The organism is Rothia sp. ZJ1223 (assembly GCF_016900985.1).
Classification (GTDB): domain Bacteria; phylum Actinomycetota; class Actinomycetes; order Actinomycetales; family Micrococcaceae; genus Rothia.
In genome coordinates this window covers 86,776-106,410 of sequence record NZ_JAFEUT010000005.1, presented here as the reverse complement: position 1 = coordinate 106,410, position 19,635 = coordinate 86,776, and the positions used below count along the sequence as shown (strand labels likewise).

The following is a 19,635-nucleotide window of genomic DNA, read 5'->3' as shown; positions in this document are numbered from 1 at the left end:
GTTATATATTCTGAAGAGGGGGAAGCGCTGAAAATAATTGAAGATGCCCCGACGCTACAAATTAATTTCGATAAAATTACAGAAATGCTGAAGACCCCTCTGATGTCTTCTTCTGGGTCTGAATACTCTCATAAAGTAAAAGAGAAAAATAACTTTGATTGGGTTGTCGACGGTATTCGTTATATCAACGATGATTTAAGCTGCCCATTTTGCTTTCAAGATCTCCCTGAATATTTAAAAAAAGAAATCATTGATTTAATTGATCAAAAGTATCAGGATAGTATCAATTTTCTTGAAGTGTCCAAGTTGGAGATTGAGTCATTCATTAGAGATGTAGAGATTTTCATCGATAAGAAATTGGAAATAATTGAAAAATTTCAACAAGAAGAATTGAAGGTTTGCTTGAGTGCGGTTGTTTCAAAATTTAAGTTGATAGGTGCAAATTTAGAAAATAAAATCAATCAACCTTCAAGTACTATAGAAATAATTTGGCCAAATGAAATCGATAAGGCTCAAGAATTAATAATTCAATTAAATGAACTGATTTCTAATCATAATAGACTAATAGAATCCTCCAGTGATCTGCGTAGAGAATTTTCATCTGACGTTTGGGAGTCATTCGCGAAAAATAGCGTTGAAATTAGGTATGGTGAACATCTGAAAAAATTCAATGTTCAAAATCGGTTATTGATAAAATTCAATCATCGGTACGTAGAGATGAAGAAGAATTAACTGAATGTTCCTCGAGTCTTGAATCTAGAAAAAGATCCCTTTTGAGTTCAGAAGCTGTTGCTGCAAAAATTAACAATTTGTTATTAATGTGTAACTTTCACTCATTTAAAATAAAGGTATCAGAAACTGATTCTGGTGGGTATTTTATTATTAGAAATAACGGAGATAAGGCTGATATTGAAACGCTCAGTGAAGGGGAGAGGAATTTTATTACATTTCTTTATTTTTTGCAGAGTTTAGACGACGAAGGGACGAAGGATACTAAGAGTTTTGTGGTAATTGATGATCCTATATCAAGTCTTGATTCCGATGTGATGTTCACTGTTTCTATGCTAATCAGAGACTTGATCGAAAAAGTTTATAAAGGCACACATGAAAATGTTGCCCAAATTCTTATTATGACTCATAATACAAGATTTCATAATGAAGTTTGTTATCGATATAATGGTCGTTATCCTCAGGAATATCATTTTTATAGGATTATTAAAAAATCGCCAGAACCTAATAGTGTTGAATTTTATGGACAAGTAAACTCGATCCGTACTAGTTATCAAGAGTTGTGGGATCAGGTTGCTATTGCATCCCGGGAGGAATTTGCAAATCATCCTTGGCTGGCAAATACTATGAGAAGAATAATAGAATCTTTTTTCTCTACTTTAGGAGGTGAACGTAATCTGTATGAAATAGATTCAAATATGAGTTATGAAGAGAAAATAGTTCATAATTCATTAATTGCGTGGTCTCATAGTGGGTCTCATACTATTATGGATAATGATTCGATAAACCTTCAAAGTCATAATAATGAAAAATGGTTGAGAGCTTTTAGAATTATTTTTGAAAAAACTGGAAATATTTCGCATTATGAGGTTATGATGCGCAATGCAAATCAATTTATTGCTAACATTATTTAATTTTATTAAGGTAAAGTGTATTTTGATAAAATTTGGTGAGGTTTTCTAGGTGCGTGCGTAAATTATTTTAATTTTGTAGTTTCAAATTGAGATAAGATTTATCCATAAGTGCTAGGGGTAAGTAGACGGAGACGGACGCGTAGCAAGTGCCAGCTGGCATGGCGGCTAGACAAGAGGGTCGTTATCTGCTTAATAGCGGTTTGTGGGTGTCTTTGTGCTTGCTCTTATAAAGGTAACGGTTTGTTTACGTTTCCCCGTATTTTATACCCGGGGAAACGTAAACAACCTCGGGGAGAATCTTGGTATTAAACCCTAAATTTAGTAGTAGGGGTACTTTTCCCAGTTGGGGTCCCGATTCTGCAACAAGGCGTCACTTCCTTCTACTGCCTCATTGGTCATGTAGACCACACGTGTTACTTTACTGGCGTAGACCTGCTGGTCTACCATGCCACCATCCGGGATATTAGTTTTCGTTTAGGAGCACTAACAAATCTGGCTCGCCAATAACCGCAATACTTTGTCCTGATTCAATGAGAGCTATTGCCTTCTTCTCCTTGGAGCTATCTCCAAGGAGAGGAGGCATGCTTTCATCTGCTCCAGCTCCGATAACCAGCACCGTAGTTTTCTTCGTGACCGACTTCGTTACAGTACCACCCGCTGCTTCAATAGCAGTCCAGCAATCCTCACGAGCTATAGAAGCCAAAGCGCCCGTTAGCGTGAAAACTTCACCAGCGATTCCCTCCGGCGGAGCAGCAGTTGGAACGACTGATAGTAAATTATTTCTGCGTACTTTGGGAACTGAAGGCACCCTATGTGAACGAATAGGGCCGCTACTTGTAGGTGCCCCCCCCAAGCGTCCGCGATAGAATCGCGCTGTATTACCTCCAAAAGTTTGAGAGTGACCAAAGCTGCTACCAAAGAGTCCTCACCAGCATCGTGGTGTTTCTTTTGCTCAATCCCAAAGAAATTGGCCAAAGCATCGAGACGGTTACTGTCTAATCCCTGTAGCACGCCAACCTGCGTTAGTTTTCGGGACAAACTCAGCGTACAAAAGAAATCTGGTGCTAAATCGTCAAAACCCTCAACAAGATTTGCATGGTTCCAAACAGAACGGTCAAAGCCAGAATTGTGAGCAACAATTGGCAAATCCCCAACAATCTGGTTCATGCGTTGAACAGTCTCTACCCAGTTTATGCCGTCCTGAGCTACCATCTCAGAGGTGATTCCATGAATGCTGATATTTATGGGGTGGAACTCACTCACAGATTCGTGCGGCTGAATTAGCCAAGAAACCGTCTCAACAACCTCACCCTCAATGACCTTCGTGAGACCCACCGAGCATGCAGAAGCTCGGCTGGCGTTAGCTGTCTCAAAATCAATAGCAACGAAACTTAGCGCTGGATTACTCATAAAATTGCCTAACTACGAGATGGCTGATAGGGCAATTTTATCTACACTAAACTGAATCTGTAGCACAAATGAAACTCTCCTTGCTTTCAAATATGTCTGTCGGTTAGGTATCTATGCGTCCGGAAGGTAACAGGAGACGCGACCGTTGGCTTGCCGCCCGTGCGTTGTGTCTTTTCCCAACGCACGGGCGTAGCGCCAACGCCCAGCATGAGGACGCGCGTTCTCGTTACTCAACCAAAAGTTCTCCCCGTGGCTGTTTACGTTTCCACGGGGGTAAAACAGGGGGAAACGTCAATAACCCCGGGGAGAACCTCGGCGCTAAACCTAAACCTAGAAGTAGTACGGGTACTCTTCCCAGTTGGGGTCGCGCTTTTGCAAGAAGGCGTCGCGTCCTTCTACTGCCTCATCGGTCATGTACGCCATGCGGGTTGCTTCCCCTGCAAAGACCTGCTGACCCACCATGCCGTCGTCGGGCAGGTTGAAAGCGAATTTAAGCATGCGGATAGCCTGAGGTGACTGACGGGCGATGTGCGCGGCGTACTCCAAACCCTTAATTTCTAGCTCTTCGTGCGGCACCACATCGTTCACAGCGCCCATCTCATACATGCGTTGGGCATCATATTCCTTGGCGAGGAAGAAGATTTCGCGGGCGAACTTCTGACCCACCTGGCGAGCCAGCAGAGCCGAGCCGTACCCCGCGTCGAAAGAACCCACGGTGGCGTCTGTCTGCTTGAACTTGCCGTACTCCTGGGACGCGATGGTCAAATCAGCCACCACGTGTAAGGAGTGACCGCCACCTGCCGCCCACCCTGAGACCAGAGCGATAACAACCTTGGGCATGGTGCGAATCAGACGCTGCACCTCAAGAATATGCAGGCGTCCGGCGCGCGCAGGGTCGATGGTTTCAGCTGTCTCGCCGTCGGCGTAGTGGTAGCCATCGCGCCCACGAATGCGCTGATCCCCACCGGAGCAGAACGCCCAGCCGCCGTCTTTGGGGGAGGGCCCGTTGCCGGTGAGCAGAACAGTGCCAACATTTGAGGTCATGCGGGCATGATCGAGCGCCCGGTAGAGCTCATCAACCGTGCCAGGGCGGAAAGCATTGCGTACCTCGGGGCGGTCAAAAGCGATACGCACGGTGGGCAGATCGCGCACGATGGCACCGGTTTCATCGCGTTCCACCTGACGGTGGTAGGTTACATCAACGAAATCTTCGAAGCCCTCAACCACTCGCCAAGAGTTGGGGTCGAAGATGTCAGATACTTTTTCGGGAAGTTCAATAGTCATGTTTTACATCTTAAACGCCACGGACGCGCCTGCCTGGCTCATTGAGCGAAGGTGGCGCGTCCGTGGGGTTGCGAAGAAAGAAAATCTTTCTAGCGTTTGGCGTTCGCCGCTGTGACTGCGGCGTCGAACTCAGCCTCAACCTCGGGGTCGTGCTTGTAGGTCACCAGCGAAACGATGACGGCAACAACTATGTTGAGAATGAAGCCGGGCACGATTTCGTACATAAGCGCCTTGAGCTCGGGGTTATAACCCCAGATGAAGACGGTTAGGGTACCAACGATCATACCTGCGATAGCGCCCCAGTTGGTGAGCTTGCGCCAGTAGAGCGAGAGAATCACGATGGGACCGAATGCCGCACCGAAACCTGCCCAGGCGAAGGAAACTAGGGAAAGAATGGAAGAATTGGGGTTCCATGCTAGGAATCCTGCAATCAGTGAGACCACGATAACGCCCGCGCGTCCCATCCACAGGGAGGCTGAGTCTGAGAGCTTGTTATTGGGGCGAGCTGCTGAGTAGAGGTCTTCCATGAGAGACGAGGTGCAGACAACCAACTGTGAGGAAAGGGTCGACATGATAGCCGCCAAGACTGCTGCCAGCACGAAACCTGCCAGGAAGGGGTGCAGCAGAATCTGGGAGAGATCCAGGAATACTGATTCAGCGTTGGTGGTGTCGGTGAGGGTCGCTTCGGGGTGCTTAGCGAAGTAGGCAATACCGATTAGACCCGCGCTCATTGCGCCCACTACGGTGACGAGCATCCAGCCGATGCCGATGCGGCGACCGGCTTTCGCGTCTGCGGGGGAGCGCAGCGCCATAAAGCGCACGATGATGTGGGGCTGACCGAAGTAGCCCAGACCCCAGGCAGCTGCCGAGAGAATGCCCAAGAAAGTGGTGCCCGCAAAGAGTGAGAAAGCGGTGGGGTTGACTTCGGTAATGGTCTCTTCAAGACCGCTGAAACCGCCCACGTAGATGAACGCCATGATGGGCAGAACAACGAGGGCTGCTGCCATGAGCAGACCCTGAACGAGGTCGGTGTAGGACGCACCCAAGAAGCCGCCAAAGAGGGTGTAGAAGACGGTGACACCGGCAACCAGAATCATGCCGGTGTGGTAGTCCTGGTTGAAGGATGACTGGAAGAAGACGCCGCCAGCTACCATGCCGGATGAAACGTAGAAGGTAAAGAAGATGAGGATGACCAGCGCTGAAAAGATACGCAGCAGACGGGTGTTATCGCGCAGGCGGTTGTGGAAGAAGGCGGGTACGGTCACCGAGTTGTTAGCTACTTCGGTGTAGCTACGCAGGCGAGGCGCCACGAACTTCCAGTTGAGCCAAGCGCCGATGGTCAAACCAATGGCAATCCAGGCTTCGGCAAGGCCGGTCAGGTAGAGGGCACCGGGTAGACCCATCAGCAGCCAGCCCGACATATCGGAGGCACCTGCTGAAAGAGCAGCAGTCGTGGGCGAGAGGCTGCGTCCGCCCAGAACGTAGTCATCGAGGTTATTGTTCTTGGACTTCGCCCACAGACCAATACCAATCATTGCGGCGAAGTAGATGCCGAGCGCAATGAGCTGGAAGGTTAAATCGCTCATAAGAATCCTTTAGAAAATGTGTGGTGAGTTCGCTACGCGAGAGGGAACTTTCGTGTGTTAGGTCTCATAATAAGCCCAAGGGGGTGCGAAAATGCAAATAGAGTGCGATAAACCCTAAGTTTGAGTTTTACTCTTTTGCAACAGCAGCGTTGAGGTTTTCTAAAGATGGCAACTGATTGTTAGGCAGTGGGACTATTACCGCGTGAGACAGCTGCGTTATCTGCGGTGGAAGGTACCACCGGCAGCGACTGGGTGAAAGTGCTGATACTGATGGCAGAGCGATTGGTTTTCCAAACCAACAATGCACCAGAAACCGCAATAAGAACAATTCCAGCGTAAGCCCACAGCGAGAGTACCTGCTGCATCATGAGAATACCCACGATAGCGCCCACCACGGGGTCAAGACTAAAGAGCACACCAATCACTGCTGATGAAGTTAGCCTGCCCGCCAAGTTATCGGCGCTGAAAGCCAGCGCGATGCCGAAGATTCCTGCCACAGCAACACGTGCCCAGCCGCTGGCGTCCAACTGCCCTACATACGGCACCGAAAAAGGTGCCAGCAAGAGAGCAGAGATGCACATAGAGATGGTGACGCCTTTGAGCCCGGCGGTGGCGGCAGAACCTGATCCCATACGCGCCGACAGTAAAGTGTAAGACCCCATGCAGATCGCACCGAGCGCCGCGAAAAGATAACCGCTCCAGTTCGTTGAGGTGAATGTGGGCCCGGCAATCATCGCCACCCCCACAAGCGCTGCAACGGCAAAGGTTGAATCTCGAAAGCGTTTGACGCCCAGCAACGAGACCACGAAAGCACCCATGAACTCGATGGTCACCGCAATACCCAGCGGAATGCGCGCCACCGCCAGGTAGAAAAAGGCAGCCATGAGCGTGGTAACCAGGGCATAAATGAGAACCTGTGGCCAGTCACCGCGACGCAGAGCAAAAACATTGGGACGCACCAGCACCGCCAAAAAAACAGCAGCAATCAGCGCACGAAAACCTGCCACCGTTACCGGTGAGAAAACATCAAACAGCGGGGCGGCAACAGCGGTTGAAACCTGAATACCTAAAGACCCCATCAGCACCAACACAAACGCTGCCGTGCCGCGATGTTCACGGGGGATCCTCTCAACAATGGTGGGGGCGGACGCCTTCAATTCAGCAGGGTTCTTAGGCACAGCACACGCTCTCAAAGGCAGGGTCAATAACCACCCAAGGCTGTAAGGAAATCGCGTCCGGGTCAAAAACCTCCAGCATCTGGCTGGCTGTTCTGGGCAAATGGAACCCGCCCTGCCCGCACCAGGATCGCAGCGGAATCGAGCTTGAAATCATATGCATGACCTGATCGGTAGAAATACCGGCAGCACGCAACTGCACCAGAGTTACAGCACCATCGCGCTTGGCAAGACGCTTGCCCTCCACATTGAGCGCCAGAGGAACATGGGCATAAGCGGGTACCGTCAAACCCAGCAAAGAAGCAAGATACGCCTGCCGGGGAGCAGAAGAGAGCAAATCGTCCCCGCGCACCACCTGATCCACTGTGCTAAAAGCATCATCCACCACTGCCGCGAGATTGTAGGCGGGCTTGCCATCGTTACGCACCAGCACAAAATCATCCACCGCACCCGTATACTCGCCAGCATAATAATCCTGCACCGTGAACTCCCGAATATCAGCCGCCAGACGCAGCGCAGGCGGACGCACCGCCCGACGTTCTTCGCGTTCGGAATCAGTAAGATGACGGCAGGTACCGGGGTAAGCACCGGGAGCAGCATGTGGTGCGCTAGCAGCCTGCTGAATCTCTTTGCGCGTACAAAAACACTCATAGACCACACCGCGCTCGCGGAGGTTCTCTACAGCATCCCGGTGGGCTTCAAGACGCTCGGACTGCCAGATGACCTCGCCGTCCCAGTCTATGCCCAACGAGGCTAAATCATCGAGCTGGCGCTGTGCCGCTCCTTCCTGCACCCGGTCAAGATCCTCAACCCGCATCACAAAAGAACGCCCGGTTGATCGAGCAAAAAGCCAGGCGAAAAGTGCAGTACGAAGGTTGCCCAGGTGAAGATCACCTGAGGGGGAGGGAGCGTACCTGCCTGCGCCTGTGGTTGAAGCTGAAGAAATAGTCACCTGTTCATCCTAGTGCTTCTGCCATCCCAGCAAACTTTTCGTTACGGTAGTGAGCCCCGCCCTGCCACTCTGCCTCGTAACCTTGTGCTCGGCACGCCGCGTCATATTTGCCCTAAAATACCTAAAATTCAGACAGACAAGACGTCATACATGTGAGTAATACCGCAACAGAGGGTGAACTCGATGCCAAGAGAGCTTGTTGGGGCGATTCATAGACTATCTTTTACCTCATGGCACGTACTACAGAAATAGCTGACGGCATCTACCTTATTGCCACTGACAACTACCGTTTGAATACGGGTCTTATTGTTGGCACCGATGAGGCAATGGTGGTTGATACCGGCGCAGGCCCCCGTCAGGGCGCCGAGGTTTTGCGAGCAATCCGCCGCATCACCGACCTCCCTCTGGTGGTCGTGAACACCCACACCCACTTTGACCGTTTCATGGGAAATGCGGTTTTTGAGGCGGATGGCGTCACCGACTTCTGGGCACATTCTCGTGCGGCTAAAGCTATTGAGACCTACGGTGACCGCCAGCGTAGCTACGTTGAGGTTCTTGAACCCGAAATGGCGCATGCTAAAGGTCCTAATACACAGCTGGTTGTTCCAACCCGCCTGTTGCCGGGCGACGGTACCCGCGCGTCCTTCACCCGTGTGGATTTGGGTGAGCGCGCTGTGACCCTCTTCTATCTGGGCTTGGCTCACACTGACAATGATGTTTTGGTGGGTGTTGATGATGTGCTCTTTGCAGGTGACATTGTTGAGCAGGGCTCTGATCCTGCTTTTGATGATGCGTACCCTGATCAGTGGGTGAGTACCCTAAAGCAGGTGGCGGCTCTTGACCGCTACCGTATTTTTGTGCCCGGTCACGGTATTCCTGTGGAATCGAGCTTTGTTGAGCGTATGGCTGAGACGATGGAGGACGCGATTCACCGCATTCGCGAGTCGAAGGTAGCTAAGGGGGCTAGCACCACCGCAGCTATGTATAAGTTGCCCTATACTCCCGGTGCTACCCGTATTTTGTTGGATCGTTTGACCTGGTTGGAGCAGAAAGAAGAAGCCGGGGTTAACCTGAACGATGTTGAGTTTGGTGCTGATATTCGTACTGATCTGGCCGGGCCTATTACGTTGGGCGAGGGTCAGTAAAGTCACATATTTTAAAACGCCCAAGGGCGTTATCTCACTGCACTAGTGGTGAGGTAACGCCCTTTGCGATGCTTCGGGGTTTTAGAGTGTCTGCCCCGGTTGTTGAAAAATGCTTAGTAGGTCCAGACCTTGGTGTATGCCTTGCGCTGTTTGTTTTGTGAGCGAAGCAAACCAATGAGGGCTGCGGTGCTGAAAGAAGCGATGCAGGCTATAAGACAGGTTGCCCCCATGAGCGCTGAACCTGACATTGTTTGGGCGTAGGCAAGAATGTAGAGGGCTACGGTGCAGAAGCCTAAGAAGCAACCGGCGATAACGAGTAAGGGAATCATAATGAGCCCCGAGCGTTGGGTGTTGCCGAGATCTAGTTCTTCTGAGCGCAGAAAGCGTAGGGTGCCGAGGCCTAGAACAGTCCAGCTAGTGGTTACTAGAATTGCTGCGACGACGTCTGCGGGGCGGTGCCAGCCATTGATGATGGTGGAGTAGCCAGCTGCCAGCGTAAAGAGCATTCCAATCACGGCGATTGCTGGACGCAGTCGCTTGGGTGAGGCGAGAAAGAGCATCGATACGGCGGCGGCAGCGAAGGTAGTGTGACCCGAGGGCGCGGAGTTGAGTGGCGCCATGTGAATATCGTAGTCAGGTTTTTGAATAATGACGTTCTTGAGAATTTGTGTGGTTGCGTTGGCGGCAAGCGCTACAGCTAAACCTACGAGGGCCGGTACAAAACGGTGTTTCCAGAGCAGTACAAAAATTAGACCGACGACAGCGAATACCCCTGCTGCTGTGGGAATCTGATCGAGAACCTGCAAAGACTGCGGTTGAACGGTGAGGAACTGATAGGCGTACTCATTGAAAGCCAGTTCATCGAGTGTTTGTCCCAGGGGAGTCATGACGAAGAACCAGATGGTCGTTGCCAACGCACCCAGGGTGAGCGCAAGAGCTAAAAGATGCTGTAAGACGGTCCAGGCGCTGGGGCGGGTTTGCCGCAGGTTTGAGGGTCGGATGGCTGCCATGCGTCCTGAGGGCGCTGGAGCATCCACCGGGGTGTGCTGGGTCGTGGCAGGCTGACCAAGTTGACTGCTGGGGTGAGCTGCGCGCGGCTGATGGGTGAGAATGACCTCGGTGGGTTCAGTATCTACAGAAAGTTTTTGGGTGCGCGGTTGTGAAGGCTCTGAGTGTGTGAAGTTGCGGTGACCCATGCACTAGTTGCTTTCGTTCATCGACGGTAAGGGCAGGTGAAGATCTTTTCGTCAAAAGATGCCTTTTCTACTATGCACTCTTAACCTTTGTCTTAGCTGTGAATGCTGCCCGGTGTGATTCCACTAGGAGTAGTGAGAGAGACGGTGCCTGCTAGTCACTGCGGGGTGTGGGCAGGTACGGTAAAGGTATGGAACATTCTTTGGTCGCACCGCTGCCAGCTCTTACGGACGTGCTGGAGCAGGTTCATGTAGTGAGTTTGCCTCTGCGGGTGAAGTTTCGCGGAGTGTTAGAACGCGAAACTCTACTGCTCAAAGGCGCAGCTGGCTGGGGAGAGTTCGCGCCCTTTCTTGAATATGAGGACGCTGAAGCGTCGGCATGGCTTGCCAGTGCTTTAGAAAGTGCGTGGCAGGGATACCCTAAGCCGTTGCGTTCCAGCATTGCTCTCAACGCGACTGTGCCCGCTGTATCTGCTGACCAGGTAGAGAGCGTCCTTGCGCGTTATGAGGGTGAGGTGCGCGAGGTCAAAATTAAGGTTGCTGAACCCTTGCAAACTCTAGCTGATGACCTTGCGCGGGTTGCTGCCGTGCGCGAGTTGCTACCACAGGCGGGTATTAAGATTGACGCGAATATGGGCTGGAGCCACTCTCAAGCTATAGAAGCACTTACCCGGTTAGAGCCTTTTGACCTGCTCTATGCTGAGCAGCCGGTAGCCAGTATCGAGGGTCTTGCGAGGGTACGTCAAGAACTGAACGATAAGGGGCATAAGGTGCTGATTGCAGCCGATGAGTCAGTGCGTAAAGCGCAAGACCCCTTGCTGGTTGCTCAGGCGGGGGCAGCTGATGTGCTTATTATCAAGGCAGCACCCTTGGGTGGGGTGCGCAGAGCGCTGAGTATTGTTGAGGCTTCTGGTCTGCCCTGTGTAGTCTCATCAGCTTTAGAAAGTTCCGTGGGCATTGCAACCGGTGCTGCTTTGGCTGCGGCGTTGCCCGAGTTGCCCTTTGGGTGCGGTCTTGGAACGGTGTCATTGATGGGCGCTGACGTTACCTCAGAACCCTTGGTGGCAAAAAACGGTGAGCTGCCAGTGCGCGCCGTAGAGCCTGAAACCGATTTATTGCGGCGGCACGCGGTTTCCCCTGAGCGCCGCCACTGGTGGATTGAGCGTCTTCGCAGGTGTTACGAGTATTTAGAAGAAGCGCACCCAACGTCTTAATTCATTGTTCTTGCGCTCTGAATGCTCGTGATGTGACGGCTGCACCAACGCGAGGTTAACGGGGGTTGTCCTCTATATAGATGGAGATGGGGGACAAATGAGAAAGCGCCATATTTTGCCTAGAATCCTTGAAATATAGAGGTAAATTACATGAAGGTGCAAATATATTTTTAAATCTTTCCCCCAAACAGCCCACAACTATGTTAGGGTTTTAACTGCAACGCAGAGCATCGATCCCCGCCCGGCAGTGTTGTGTAGTAAGACTTTGTAAGAGTAAAAGGATTCCCCATGTTTTTACTGATGTCCCCCACATCGCAGAAAGCTCAGAAACTCGCTAAGAACGTTCGTCAGGCACTTGCCCTGTCACCTCGACTTACCGAAGAAGAGCGCTGGAGCCTCTACTACGAATACCCCAAGGCATAAGCCTAAGATTTACGCTCATCTGTGAGCGAAGAGGGCTTCTTGCAATATTTCCCCTAGTGCAAGAACCCCTCACCTTCAACGGGATTTCCCCTATTTTTCCGTTGAACCTGAAAAATCCCGCGTCCTACCCCAAGGCGTGGGATTTTTTGCGCACAAGGTGGCTATGGTAGCCGCGATGGGTATGGTGCTGGTAGCGGTCTATGCTATAAACTGGTGGGAACTATCCGAGGGAGGATTCCATGTTTTCACGTTTTCTAACATCCTGCGCTATTGGCTCATCGAAACCACTCACCGGTGCGAACCCCGCCCAAGCGTTGGTGCGCAGCCTCGCCCATTCTTTTAAGTTTTCAGGACGCGCCTCCCGCAGTGAATACTGGTGGACGAGCGCAGTTTTGTTAGCCGTATCGGCACCCCTTGAAGTATGCGCCGCCAAGCAACGTAGGCGCCGTGCGAAAGAGCTCGGTAAAGAATATGCCCAGCCCGAACTCACCGCCGAGGGCATACCTGCGCCCGGTGAAATACAGCGGGTTATTCGCCACGACCTCAAACTTGATAGGGAGCTGGCGACCCCCTTGAGTCGGGCTCTGACTATTTCATACGTCATCACTGTGGTGCCCACACTGAGCCTGTCGGTACGCAGATTGCACGATACCAACCGCAGCGGCCATTGGATGTGGATCAACCTGGTGCCGGTGGCAGGAAGCATCGTGAGCCTTGTACAGTCTTCACAAAAACCTGTGACAGCCGGTAAGCGCTTCGACTAGGATCAAAAATTTTACAAGGAAACTGATGCCCGAAGCGTAGAATGGGAAGGTGATGTCTACACCTTCTGCTCTGATAACCGCGGTTTCTGTTCTTGACTCTTTAGTGCGCGCTGGCATGAAACACGTGGTGGTTTCACCCGGTTCGCGCTCGGCACCCCTTGCCTACGCCTTAGCTGCCCTAGCGGAAGCGGAGGTTGTGACTTCACACGTGCGTGTTGATGAACGCAGTGCGGGGTTTACAGCCTTGGGGCTGGCACTGGCGCATGGCAGCCCGGTGGGAATCATCGTGACTAGTGGAACGGCGGTAGGCAATCTGCTACCCGCTGTGATGGAGGCATACCACAGCGGGGCTCCGCTCGTGGTACTCAGCGCTGACCGTCCGCTACACCTGCGCGGTTCTGGTGCCAACCAAACCACCCACCAGGCGGGTATTCTCGCGAGCCACTGTCGCGCGTCCGTGGATCTCATTGGCTATCCCGAAGAACCTGCGGGGAAACAGGCCGCTGCGTTCAATGAGTGCTTATCAGCGGTTACGGGTAGAAGCCGCACCCACTGGAACGAACCCTCAGACCATCCCATCGGACCGGTACATATTAACTGCGCCTTTGATGTGCCGCTTGTTCCCGATGACGAGATTGCTCAGGTGCTACCGAGGTGGGCTGAAACCCTAGTGGACCTTACGCCCAGCCCGCTGCCGGTGCGAGAGACTGCCGGTGGCTGGGTGGTAGGGGAGAAGCTACCCCCGCAGAGCTATAAAACTGTGGTGATAGCCGGTGCTAACGCCGGTGATATCGCCCAGAAATTTGCCCAAAAACTGGGTCTGCCGCTGCTGGCAGAACCGTCGTCGGGCGCACGTTTTTCGCCCAACGCTGTACGCGCCTACCCGCAGGTGGTCGCCGGGCACCTGGGAACGCAGATAGAAAAAGTAGTGCTCTTTGGGCACCCCACACTCACCCGCCCCATTACCGCTCTGCTGGCTAACTCTGCGGTTGAAGTTGCCCGCTACGAGGCTCAGCCAGCTAGCTGGCACGAGGGCAACCGTCGCGAACGTGTCGTGGCAGATTTCGCATCGCTGGCAGAGTTTGCGGGTAACGGTCATCAGGCAGCAACATCAAGCGGTGAACCCTGGCTTAATGCTTGGGTGAGCGCAGGTTCTGACGCTGCACGGGTAGCACTAGGTGAAGTTGAGATCTACCGTGCGACCGGTGAGCCGAGCGGACGCGCCCAAGCACACGCCGTGGTATTGGATGCCTGGAACAACGCGGTAGAACAGGGCGAGGTTCTGGTAGTGGGTTCTTCGAATCTGATTCGCGACCTTGATTTTATTGCTCCTGCCCTCGCGGTGAGCCCCACCGTTTACGCGAACCGCGGGTTAGCGGGCATTGATGGCACCATCGCTACCGCTACCGGTATTTCTCTGGCACCGCTTGCAGAGGGCAAACCCGCCCAGCCTGTTCACCTGATACTCGGCGACATTACCTTTTTGCACGATGCGTCCTCACTGAACATCGGCACGCTAGAGCACAAACCCAAGCTGCGTATTACCGTGTTCAATGATCACGGTGGCGGCATTTTTAGTACCCTCGAACACGGCGCTCTTGCCCAGAAACCGCAGTTCACTCGTGCGGTTGAGCGCTATTTCACCACCCCTGTTGATGTTGATCTTAAACAGTTAGCGCGGGCGTATAGAAGCTCAGGTATTGAGGTGACGGTAGTGGACGCCGCCTAGCGCGAGTATTTTGTGCGATAAAACCCTGTACGGTGTGAGGCTCGCGGGTGTAGCGTAAAAGTAAGACCGGTGTTTCACCGAAATTTTTACCTACCTGAAAGGTTGATACTATGGCAGGCACCCACGAAGGAACAGTGATTAGTTTTCCGCAGCTCACTACTGCGTTTGAGGCGTTTGAGACTAAACCGCACGCCCAGAAAGTTCTCGATGCCGATGGTGGCAACCTAGTGGTTTTGCAGTTCGCTGCCGGTCAGCTCTGGCGCGAGCACCACAGCGTTCACCCCATTATTGTGCAGGTACTTGCTGGCAAAGTGCTGTTTAGGGTGCGCGGTGAAGAACTCGAACTGGTGCCGGGCAAGCCCCTGCATCTGAGCGCTACGTTACTCCACGAGGTTGAGGCGGTTGAAGACTCTACCGTTATGGTGACCATGCTGACCGGTGAAACGCACGAGCCAGCAATTATTAACTGCCCTGAGTCGCGTACTTTCTAAGACCGCGCGGCAAAACAAAACCCGGCTGCTCTACCTGAAAAAGGGGAGCCGCCGGGTTTTCGTCTGCGGTGTGGTCAGAAACCTTAGCCGTTGATTTGCGCGCTGGTGGGGTTGAGCACGCGTGAGAGGAAGAGCTGGGTACGCTGGTGCTGCGGGTTTTCGATGACCTGCTGGGCTGTGCCTTCTTCAACTACTACGCCGCCGTCCATGAAGACGACGCGGTCAGCGACATCGCGGGCAAAAGCCATTTCGTGGGTTACCACAATCATGGTCATACCCTCCTGTGCCAGCTCGCGCATAATACCCAGTACGTCGCCCACGGTTTCGGGGTCGAGGGCGCTGGTGGGCTCATCGAAGAGCATGAGCTGTGGATTCATGGCGAGAGCACGGGCGATGGCAACACGCTGTTGCTGACCGCCCGAGAGCCGGTCGGGGTAACGCTCTGCCTTATCAGCCAACCCCACTTTTTCGAGGTTTTTCAGGGCAATATCGCGTGCGGTAGCTTTATCACGCTTGAGTACCTTAATCTGCGCGACGGTGCAGTTTTCAAGTACTGTCAGGTGTGCGAAAAGATTGAACTGCTGAAAAACCATGCCTACGCTCTGGCGCATGGTGTTCACATCAACGTTGGGGTTGGTTACTTCGTGCCCGGCAACGGTGATGGTGCCCTGCTGGGGAGTTTCTAACAGATTGACACAGCGCAACAGGGTTGATTTACCGGAGCCTGAAGGACCAATGAGGCAGACGACCTCGCCGGGGTCTACATCGAGATTGATGCCTCTGAGAACTTCTACCGGGCCGTAGGATTTGTGGAGATTGTTGATGGTGACTGAAGCCTGGGGTGCGTGGGTGCTCATAGCTATATTCTTTCGTACCTATGGAGTCTGTGGAGGTGAAGTGCCGTGGGGTTAGGACGCGCGTGAGCGGCTGTTGGTGCGCTTTTCGAAGGTGCGTGCTAGCTGACCCAGGGGTACGGTGATGATGAGATAGCAGAAGCCAGCTACGACCAGGGGGGTGAGACCTGCGCCGGAGGTTGAAATGCCCTCGCGACCGAACTTAGCGAGTTCGTACTGGGTGACGGACATGCCCAGTAGGTAGACCAGGGAGGAGTCTTTGGTGAGCAGGATAACTTCGTTGGTGAGCGGGGGCAGAACGATGCGGAAAGCCTGGGGAACCACAATGGTGACCATGGCTCGTGAATGTGACATACCTAAGGATCGGGCTGCTTCTAGCTGACCTTTGGGAACAGCCTGAATACCGGCGCGTAGCACTTCACTGATGTAGGCTGCTGCGACCAGTCCGAGGGCGAGCATAACGGTGACGTAGCTGTTGAAACGTACCCCGAAGGCAAGGGGGATGCCGTAGCCAAAGGCGAGAAAGACAACCAGGGCGGGCAGACCGCGGAACAGCTCAATGTAGAGGGTTGCCAGCCAGCGGTAGGGGGCAATAGGTGAGAGTTTCATCAGTGCCAGAATGATGCCACCGGTAAGACCCACGATAAAGCCCAGCAGGGTGTAAATCAGGGTGTTTTTCAGCGCGACAGTAATAACCTGCGGAAACTGCTGCGCGATAATCTCGGGGTTGAACACAGCCCGCGAGAGCGTCTGCCAGTCAGCAACCAGTATCAAAACCAGCGCAAGTACTGCCAAGAGCGCGTACTGGGCGTAGCGCCCGGCAGCTTGCTTCTGGCGAAGGGTCATAGCCATGAAAAGATCCTTAGAAGATAGCAGGTGATGCGATAAGAGCAGACGCTCAGCGCGCGGGAAGCACCTATAAATTACTGAGCGTTGTTTTCAAAGCCCAGCCATTGCTGCTGCAGTTCAGCGAGCTTACCTTCATCTTCGAGGCGCTGCAGGGTTTTGTTTGCCGAGTCCAGCAGGGCGGTGTTTTCGGTGGCTACTGCCGCAGCGATCTTCTCGTCGGCTGTGATTTCAGCAGCGAGCTTGAGTGAACTATCGTTGCTCAATGCTTCAGAGATGATGGAAACGTTAGCAACCACTGCATCTACCTGACCGGTCTGGAGCGCCTGAACCATCAGACCTGCGTCCTCAAACTGAATGATTTCAGCGCCGGCTTCTTCGGCAAATTTTTGACCGGAGGTTGCCTGCTGCACGGCAACTTTGATGCCCTTGATATCAGTTTCAGAAGCGATGGGGGAACCGCCGGTGGTCATGATGCCCATGTTGTCGTCGAGGTAGGGTTCGGTGAACGCCATGACGGATTTGCGCTCTTCGGTGACGGTGATGCCTGAGAAAGCAATATCGCACTGCTTGGAGGAGAGGGACGCGCCTGATTCGATGCCTTCAAAACCGCTGGCGAGGGGCTCAAATTCGAGACCGAGATCTTTTGCAACCTCAGCGGCGATGTCCATGTCGTAACCAACGATCTTGCCGTTTTCTTCAAATTCGAAGGGAGCGTAGGGAGGGTTGGTGCAGACGGTAAGCTTACCTTCGGTAATGGGAGCGAAGCTGCCATCGGCTGCGGTGCCGCCGGTAGCGGTGCAAGCGGTCAGGGTGAAAGCGCCCAGTGCCAGGGTTGAGAGTGCGAGTTTTTTCATGGCTATCTCCTATGCATAAATACTTATATATGTGAATATATATAAGAGAATAGCATAGATATGTGCTATTGGGTATAAATATTCATGTGTGCCGATGTGGTATGCACCTCTTTTTGGTGAGCGTCATGCTCACTTGTCTGCTCCTGTGAGGTCCTCTTTATAGCACCCAGCCTGCCCACAAAAAGCGCCTATCTTTCAAAAACTTGCGTCTACACGTCCACCGGTTAGCGCCAGCGCGCGAGAACGTGGGACAATATCAAAGTGAATCGAGCAGACCTCAACAAAAAAACAATCGACATCGCCTCCATGTTTGATGCGGTGGCGCCCCGCTACGACCTCATGAACGGCATTGCCTCTGGCGGTATGCACCTTTACTGGCGCCGTCAAACCGTTGCAGCGGTTGATGCTCACCCCGGGCAAAAAGTTCTAGACGTAGCAGCTGGCACCGGTACCTCAGCAGAGCCATTTGCTGATGCCGGTGTTGATGTCATTGCCGCTGATCTTTCTGAAGGCATGCTGGCGGTGGGTCGCAAGCGTCGCCCCGACATGACTTTTGTGCAAGCTGACGTCACTCAGCTGCCCTTTGGTGACAACGAGTTCGACGCGGTCACCATGTCATACGGTCTGCGTAACGTCGCTGACTACCCCAAAGCACTGCGCGAGCTCTACCGCGTGACTAAGCCCGGCGGGCGCATTGTGGTCTTGGAATTCTCCACCCCCACCGTCGCCCCCTTCGCCGCTATCTATAAGCGTTACATCATGAAAGCGATTCCTCCGGTCGCCCGATTCCTCTCATCGAATCCCGAATCCTACGAGTACCTGGCTGAATCCATCATTGACTGGCCTGCCCAGGACGCTCTTGCCGCCGCTTTTACTGATGCAGGCTGGCAAAACGTCAAGTACCGCAATCTCACCGGCGGTATCGTTGCCCTCCACCGAGGCTTCAAACCAGCGTCCTAACCATCTGCTTCACTGATAACTCCAAGAGAAAACAGTAAACCCGTGACACATACACCCTCATCGTTCGATTCCTTCTCTATCGCTGATATTAACCTGCCCAAGGGCTTTGAGCTGATTGCTAACGACCCGAAACTGGGACCACAGATTATCGAGTCGTTGGCAGAAATTGAGCTGCGCTTGGGTAAAGCAATCGAGCAGACCAATCAGCTCGCTGACGTTGCCTCCCGCCACTTGCTCTTAGCCGGTGGTAAGCGAGTGCGCCCTTTGCTGACCCTGCTTGCAGCAGCTGCCGGTGGGGAAATCAACGATAAGGTGCTTGACGCTGCGGTTGCTGTGGAACTTACTCACCTAGCTACCCTCTACCACGATGACGTCATGGACGATGCACCCAAGCGTCGCGGGGTAGATACAGCCCAGACCATCTGGGGTAACTCGGTTGCTATTTTGACGGGGGATCTCATTTTTGCTCGTGCCTCCCTGATTGTTTCTGAACTGGGCGCCCGTTCTTTGGCTGTTCAGGCGCGCACTTTTGAGCGTCTGGTGTTGGGCCAGCTCTTTGAGACGGTCGGCCCGCAGAACGGTGACGACCTCTACAACCATTACATCAAGGTCATTGAGGGTAAGACCGGTTCTCTGATTGCTGCTGCCGGTGAGTTCGGTACTTCTTTGGCTGGTGCTCCCGAGTCTGCGGTGCAGATGCTTATTCGTTATGGTGAACTGGTGGGTGTCGCTTTTCAGCTGGCTGATGATGTTATTGATATTGCCGCCGCCGGTACCGTATCGGGTAAGACTCCCGGTACTGATTTGCGTGAGGGTGTGCCCACCCTTCCCACAATTTTGCTGGCGCAGGATGCTGAGAAGGGCGATGAAGAGGCAGCGCGTATTCTCACGATGATTCAGGGCGATCTCAGTTCTGACGAGGTTTTGCATGAGGCGGTCTCAGCTTTGGCTGTCCACCCCGCCACCGCCCGCGCTTGGGATGTTGCCTATCAGTGGGCAGACGATGCGATTGCAGCTATTGAGCCGCTACCCGACTCCACCGCTAAAGAAGCGCTGAAGTCTTTCGCCCACGCTGTGGTACATCGCGAGGCTTAAAGCATTTCGGTTGG

The 19,635-nt window shown here is 52.9% G+C and carries 21 protein-coding genes; 10 read left to right on the top strand and 11 right to left on the bottom strand.

The genetic code is table 11. The features are described from left to right. The first annotated feature begins 3 nt into the window (after positions 1-3). On the top strand, positions 4-732 hold the full coding sequence (locus tag JTP09_RS10210) for an AAA family ATPase (RefSeq protein WP_204878064.1): 729 nt from the start codon (positions 4-6) through the stop codon (positions 730-732). Further along, a complete protein-coding gene (locus JTP09_RS07915) occupies positions 666-1,643 on the top strand; it encodes an AAA family ATPase (protein ID WP_204878063.1) in 978 nt (325 codons plus the stop codon). Before JTP09_RS10210 ends, JTP09_RS07915 begins: the two co-directional genes overlap by 67 nt. Positions 1,644-1,961: 318 nt before the next feature. On the opposite strand, the gene JTP09_RS10205 is transcribed toward JTP09_RS07915, so the two are convergent. The 7 genes from JTP09_RS10205 to gluQRS form a co-directional block, all read right to left on the bottom strand. Beyond that, the gene (locus tag JTP09_RS10205) at positions 1,962-2,090 is read right to left on the bottom strand and encodes a hypothetical protein (RefSeq protein ID WP_255521059.1); all 129 of its coding nucleotides are present in this window, start codon (positions 2,088-2,090) and stop codon (positions 1,962-1,964) included. 16 nt (positions 2,091-2,106) lie between these two features. After that, positions 2,107-2,451, bottom strand: coding sequence for a BRCT domain-containing protein (locus JTP09_RS10370; protein ID WP_370592536.1), 345 nt, complete (start codon positions 2,449-2,451; stop codon positions 2,107-2,109). Beyond that, on the bottom strand, positions 2,355-3,053 hold the full coding sequence (locus JTP09_RS07905) for an exonuclease domain-containing protein (RefSeq protein ID WP_204877914.1): 699 nt from the start codon (positions 3,051-3,053) through the stop codon (positions 2,355-2,357). The genes JTP09_RS10370 and JTP09_RS07905 overlap by 97 nt, the downstream gene beginning before the upstream one ends. Positions 3,054-3,383: 330 nt before the next feature. After that, the gene (locus JTP09_RS07900; RefSeq protein ID WP_204877913.1) at positions 3,384-4,337 is read right to left on the bottom strand and encodes a 1,4-dihydroxy-2-naphthoyl-CoA synthase; all 954 of its coding nucleotides are present in this window, start codon (positions 4,335-4,337) and stop codon (positions 3,384-3,386) included. Positions 4,338-4,426: 89 nt separating this feature from the next. Further along, complete coding sequence (putP, locus tag JTP09_RS07895) at positions 4,427-5,923, bottom strand: sodium/proline symporter PutP (protein WP_204877912.1); 1,497 nt, start codon at positions 5,921-5,923, stop codon at positions 4,427-4,429. A gap of 179 nt (positions 5,924-6,102) precedes the next feature. Beyond that, the gene (locus JTP09_RS10365) at positions 6,103-7,101 is read right to left on the bottom strand and encodes an EamA family transporter (protein ID WP_204877911.1); all 999 of its coding nucleotides are present in this window, start codon (positions 7,099-7,101) and stop codon (positions 6,103-6,105) included. Beyond that, positions 7,094-8,044 carry a tRNA glutamyl-Q(34) synthetase GluQRS gene (gene gluQRS / locus JTP09_RS07885; protein ID WP_204878062.1) on the bottom strand — a complete coding sequence of 317 codons (951 nt, stop codon included), beginning with the start codon at positions 8,042-8,044 and terminating at the stop codon, positions 7,094-7,096. The genes JTP09_RS10365 and gluQRS overlap by 8 nt, the downstream gene beginning before the upstream one ends. Before the next feature lie 236 nt (positions 8,045-8,280). Here gluQRS and JTP09_RS07880 point away from each other — a divergent pair, with 236 nt between their 5' ends. Continuing rightward, complete coding sequence (locus JTP09_RS07880; protein ID WP_204877910.1) at positions 8,281-9,195, top strand: MBL fold metallo-hydrolase; 915 nt, start codon at positions 8,281-8,283, stop codon at positions 9,193-9,195. A 113-nt stretch (positions 9,196-9,308) separates the two neighbouring features. Here JTP09_RS07880 and JTP09_RS07875 read toward each other — a convergent pair whose 3' ends face one another. Next, positions 9,309-10,391: a phosphatase PAP2 family protein gene (locus JTP09_RS07875; protein WP_204877909.1), complete on the bottom strand. Its 1,083-nt coding sequence runs from the start codon at positions 10,389-10,391 to the stop codon at positions 9,309-9,311. 188 nt (positions 10,392-10,579) lie between these two features. Between JTP09_RS07875 and JTP09_RS07870 the strand changes: the two genes are divergently transcribed. From JTP09_RS07870 to JTP09_RS07855, 5 genes are all read left to right on the top strand, one after another. Continuing rightward, positions 10,580-11,602, top strand: a complete 1,023-nt coding sequence (locus JTP09_RS07870) for an o-succinylbenzoate synthase (protein WP_204877908.1) — start codon at positions 10,580-10,582, stop codon at positions 11,600-11,602. A 288-nt stretch (positions 11,603-11,890) separates the two neighbouring features. Further along, the gene (locus JTP09_RS10200) at positions 11,891-12,025 is read left to right on the top strand and encodes a hypothetical protein (protein ID WP_255521058.1); all 135 of its coding nucleotides are present in this window, start codon (positions 11,891-11,893) and stop codon (positions 12,023-12,025) included. Positions 12,026-12,264: 239 nt separating this feature from the next. Continuing rightward, positions 12,265-12,789 (top strand): DUF805 domain-containing protein, encoded by a 525-nt coding sequence (locus tag JTP09_RS07865; protein WP_204877907.1) that lies wholly within the window; start codon positions 12,265-12,267, stop codon positions 12,787-12,789. Between the two features lie 52 nt (positions 12,790-12,841). After that, positions 12,842-14,518, top strand: coding sequence for a 2-succinyl-5-enolpyruvyl-6-hydroxy-3-cyclohexene-1-carboxylic-acid synthase (menD, locus tag JTP09_RS07860; protein ID WP_204877906.1), 1,677 nt, complete (start codon positions 12,842-12,844; stop codon positions 14,516-14,518). A 110-nt stretch (positions 14,519-14,628) separates the two neighbouring features. Continuing rightward, positions 14,629-15,009, top strand: a complete 381-nt coding sequence (locus JTP09_RS07855; protein ID WP_204877905.1) for a cupin domain-containing protein — start codon at positions 14,629-14,631, stop codon at positions 15,007-15,009. A gap of 83 nt (positions 15,010-15,092) precedes the next feature. On the opposite strand, the gene JTP09_RS07850 is transcribed toward JTP09_RS07855, so the two are convergent. From JTP09_RS07850 to JTP09_RS07840, 3 genes are all read right to left on the bottom strand, one after another. Then, on the bottom strand, positions 15,093-15,866 hold the full coding sequence (locus tag JTP09_RS07850) for an amino acid ABC transporter ATP-binding protein (RefSeq protein WP_204877904.1): 774 nt from the start codon (positions 15,864-15,866) through the stop codon (positions 15,093-15,095). A gap of 51 nt (positions 15,867-15,917) precedes the next feature. Continuing rightward, on the bottom strand, positions 15,918-16,715 hold the full coding sequence (locus tag JTP09_RS07845; RefSeq protein ID WP_204877903.1) for an amino acid ABC transporter permease: 798 nt from the start codon (positions 16,713-16,715) through the stop codon (positions 15,918-15,920). A gap of 71 nt (positions 16,716-16,786) precedes the next feature. After that, complete coding sequence (locus JTP09_RS07840) at positions 16,787-17,566, bottom strand: ABC transporter substrate-binding protein (RefSeq protein WP_204877902.1); 780 nt, start codon at positions 17,564-17,566, stop codon at positions 16,787-16,789. Positions 17,567-17,827: 261 nt separating this feature from the next. Here JTP09_RS07840 and JTP09_RS07835 point away from each other — a divergent pair, with 261 nt between their 5' ends. Further along, the gene (locus tag JTP09_RS07835; protein ID WP_204877901.1) at positions 17,828-18,526 is read left to right on the top strand and encodes a demethylmenaquinone methyltransferase; all 699 of its coding nucleotides are present in this window, start codon (positions 17,828-17,830) and stop codon (positions 18,524-18,526) included. 42 nt (positions 18,527-18,568) lie between these two features. Beyond that, positions 18,569-19,621, top strand: a complete 1,053-nt coding sequence (locus tag JTP09_RS07830) for a polyprenyl synthetase family protein (protein ID WP_240333991.1) — start codon at positions 18,569-18,571, stop codon at positions 19,619-19,621. The last annotated feature ends 14 nt before the right edge of the window (positions 19,622-19,635 follow it).

Excerpts from the sequence above, each read along its gene's own strand:
- JTP09_RS10205 (WP_255521059.1), bottom strand. The coding sequence starts at position 2,090 with ATGGTAGACCAGCAGGTCTACGCCAGTAAAGTAACACGTGTGGTCTAC.
- JTP09_RS07905 (WP_204877914.1), bottom strand. The coding sequence starts at position 3,053 with ATGAGTAATCCAGCGCTAAGTTTCGTTGCTATTGATTTTGAGACAGCT.
- JTP09_RS07900 (WP_204877913.1), bottom strand. The coding sequence starts at position 4,337 with ATGACTATTGAACTTCCCGAAAAAGTATCTGACATCTTCGACCCCAAC.
- putP (WP_204877912.1), bottom strand. The coding sequence starts at position 5,923 with ATGAGCGATTTAACCTTCCAGCTCATTGCGCTCGGCATCTACTTCGCC.
- JTP09_RS07880 (WP_204877910.1), top strand. The coding sequence starts at position 8,281 with ATGGCACGTACTACAGAAATAGCTGACGGCATCTACCTTATTGCCACT.
- JTP09_RS07875 (WP_204877909.1), bottom strand. The coding sequence starts at position 10,391 with ATGGGTCACCGCAACTTCACACACTCAGAGCCTTCACAACCGCGCACC.
- JTP09_RS07870 (WP_204877908.1), top strand. The coding sequence starts at position 10,580 with ATGGAACATTCTTTGGTCGCACCGCTGCCAGCTCTTACGGACGTGCTG.
- JTP09_RS10200 (WP_255521058.1), top strand. The coding sequence starts at position 11,891 with ATGTTTTTACTGATGTCCCCCACATCGCAGAAAGCTCAGAAACTCGCT.
- JTP09_RS07865 (WP_204877907.1), top strand. The coding sequence starts at position 12,265 with ATGTTTTCACGTTTTCTAACATCCTGCGCTATTGGCTCATCGAAACCA.
- menD (WP_204877906.1), top strand. The coding sequence starts at position 12,842 with ATGTCTACACCTTCTGCTCTGATAACCGCGGTTTCTGTTCTTGACTCT.
- JTP09_RS07855 (WP_204877905.1), top strand. The coding sequence starts at position 14,629 with ATGGCAGGCACCCACGAAGGAACAGTGATTAGTTTTCCGCAGCTCACT.
- JTP09_RS07850 (WP_204877904.1), bottom strand. The coding sequence starts at position 15,866 with ATGAGCACCCACGCACCCCAGGCTTCAGTCACCATCAACAATCTCCAC.
- JTP09_RS07845 (WP_204877903.1), bottom strand. The coding sequence starts at position 16,715 with ATGGCTATGACCCTTCGCCAGAAGCAAGCTGCCGGGCGCTACGCCCAG.
- JTP09_RS07840 (WP_204877902.1), bottom strand. The coding sequence starts at position 17,566 with ATGAAAAAACTCGCACTCTCAACCCTGGCACTGGGCGCTTTCACCCTG.